The organism is Peptostreptococcus sp. MV1, from assembly GCF_000758885.1.
Classification (GTDB): Bacteria; Bacillota; Clostridia; order Peptostreptococcales; family Peptostreptococcaceae; genus Peptostreptococcus.
Window position 1 is genome coordinate 1 of record NZ_JRNB01000049.1, and the last position, 3,084, is coordinate 3,084.

Annotated in this window: 1 rRNA gene; it reads right to left on the reverse strand. The window is 48.4% G+C overall.

The features are described from left to right. Nucleotides 1-57 precede the first annotated feature (57 nt). Nucleotides 58-2,959 (reverse strand): 23S ribosomal RNA (locus HMPREF1639_RS03825). Nucleotides 2,960-3,084 lie beyond the last annotated feature (125 nt).

Sequence of the window (3,084 nt, forward strand, 5' to 3'; positions counted from 1 at the left end):
ATATTTTGAAAGTATTGTACTCTCAAAACTGAATTCTAGTGATATCCAATGATATCTTTGGTCAAGTCCTCGATCTATTAGTATCAGTAAGCTACATACATTGCTGCACTTACACCTCTGACCTATCAACCAGGTAGTCTTCCTGGGATCTTAACCTTACGGTGGGAAATCTTATCTTGAAGTTGGCTTCGCGCTTAGATGCTTTCAGCGCTTATCCTTTCCATACATAGCTACCCAGCCATGCCCTTGGCAGAACAACTGGTACACCAGAGGTATGTCCATCCCGGTCCTCTCGTACTAAGGACAGATCTTCTCAAATTTCCTACGCCTGCGACGGATAGGGACCGAACTGTCTCACGACGTTCTGAACCCAGCTCGCGTACCACTTTAATGGGCGAACAGCCCAACCCTTGGGACCAACTACAGCCCCAGGATGTGATGAGCCGACATCGAGGTGCCAAACCTCCCCGTCGATGTGGACTCTTGGGGGAGATAAGCCTGTTATCCCCAGGGTAGCTTTTATCCGTTGAGCGATGGCCCTTCCACTCAGAACCACCGGATCACTAAGTCCGTATTTCTACCTTGCTCGACCTGTATGTCTTGCAATCAAGCTCCCTTTTGCCTTTACACTCTTCGTACGATTTCCGACCGTACTGAGGGAACCTTTGAGCGCCTCCGTTACCTTTTGGGAGGCGACCGCCCCAGTCAAACTGCCCACCAGACAGTGTCCCAAGACCAGATTCATGGCCTATGGTTAGAGTCCCAATACTACAAGGGTGGTATCCCAAGGGTGACTCCATCAAAACTGACGCCCTGATTTCTTAGTCTCCCACCTATCCTGTACATGTAGTATCGAAACCCAATGTCAAGCTACAGTAAAGCTCCATGGGGTCTTTCCGTCCTGTCGCAGGTACCCGGCATCTTCACCGGGATTACAATTTCACCGAGTCTGTTGTTGAGACAGTGCCCAAATCGTTACGCCTTTCGTGCGGGTCGGAACTTACCCGACAAGGAATTTCGCTACCTTAGGACCGTTATAGTTACGGCCGCCGTTTACTGGGGCTTAAGATCACTGCTTCGATTGCTCTTACAGATCCCCTTAACCTTCCAGCACCGGGCAGGCGTCAGCTCCTATACATCGTCTTGCGACTTAGCAGAAACCTATGTTTTTGGTAAACAGTCGCTTGGGCCAATTCTCTGCGGCCCCATTTCTGGGGCACCCCTTATCCCTAAGTTACGGGGTCATTTTGCCGAGTTCCTTAACAACAGTTCTCTCGCTGGCCTTAGGATACTCTCCTCACCCACCTGTGTCGGTTTGCGGTACGGGTACCTTTAATCTCGATAGAGACTTTTCTCGACAGTGTGAAATCAGCTGCTTCGCTACTTAGTTTCGCTCCCCATCGCGCCCCAGCATTAACTAAACGGATTTGCCTATCTAGTCTGCCTCAACGCTTAGACACACTTAACCAACAGTGTGCTCAGCTTATCCTACTGTGTCATCCCTTCTCTCAAACGATTATCGGTAGTACAGGAATCTCAACCTGTTGTCCATCGCCTACGCCTTTCGGCCTGAGCTTAGGTCCCGACTAACCCAGGGAGGACGAACCTTCCCCTGGAAACCTTGGGTTTGCGGCCTGAGGGATTCTCACCCTCATCTCGCTACTCATGCCAACATTCTCTCTCCCATACTGTCCACGACTCCTTACGGTATCGCTTCAACCTGCATGGGAAGCTCCCCTACCCATCATCATATGATGCCGTAGCTTCGGTAGTATGTTTTAGCCCCGGAAATCTTCGGCGCAGGATCACTCGACCAGTGAGCTATTACGCACTCTTTAAATGAGTGGCTGCTTCTAAGCCAACATCCTGGTTGTCTGTGCAATCCCACATCCTTTACCACTTAACATACATTTAGGGACCTTAGCTGACGGTCTGGGCTCTTTCCCTTTCGACTATGAACCTTATCACCCATAGTCTGACTCCTGAACAAAAGATAATGGCATTCGGAGTTTGATAGTCTTCGGTAAGTGCAATACCCCCTAGGACATTCAGTGCTCTACCTCCACATCTCTAAGTTCAAGGCTAGCCCTAAAGCTATTTCGGGGAGAACCAGCTATCTCCGAGCTCGATTGGAATTTCACCGCTACCCACAAGTCATCCCCGCACTTTTCAACGTACGTGGGTTCGGACCTCCACGAAATTTTACTTTCGCTTCATCCTGCTCATGGGTAGGTCGCCCGGTTTCGGGTCTACGTCATGTGACTATGGCGCCCAGTTAAGACTCGCTTTCGCTTCGGCTCCACACCTTAAGTGCTTAACCTTGCCACATAACGTAACTCGTTGGCCCGTTCTACAAAAAGTACGCGGTCACGCGAATAATGCGCTCCCACAGCTTGTAAGTGCAGGGTTTCAGGTTCTATTTCACTCCCCTCCCGGGGTTCTTTTCACCTTTCCCTCACGGTACTATTCGCTATCGGTCACTAGGTAGTATTTAGCCTTGGGGGGTGGTCCCCCCTGCTTCCCACAAGGTTTCACGTGTCTCGTGGTACTCTGGATCATATCAAGAACTTTCTTGGCTTTGTGTACGGGACTATTACCCTCTGTGGTTGGTCTTTCCAGACCTATTCTACTCGCAATAACTTTTCCTTAAGATATGTCCGCAACCCCAAATCAGTAAACTGACTTGGTTTGGGCTCTTCCGCGTTCGCTCGCCGCTACTAGCAGAATCGAATTTCTTTCTCTTCCTTCAGGTACTTAGATGTTTCAGTTCCCTGAGTTCCCCTCCATAGACTATGTATTCATCTATGGATACTTGGACATTACTCCAAGTGAGTTTCCTCATTCAGAAATCTTCGGATCAATGTGTATGTGCCACTCCTCGAAGCTTATCGCAGCTTATCACGTCTTTCATCGGCTCCTAGTGCCAAGGCATCCGCCCTACACCCTTAATAACTTGACCTTTAAGTTATTAATTGAGATTTTTCTATAACCTATTTCTAGGTTGTTAAAGAATAATTGGTTGTTTTTATGAGTTTTCTCTCATTTTATTTATATCCGTTAGGATATTAATAGATGTCATTGTAT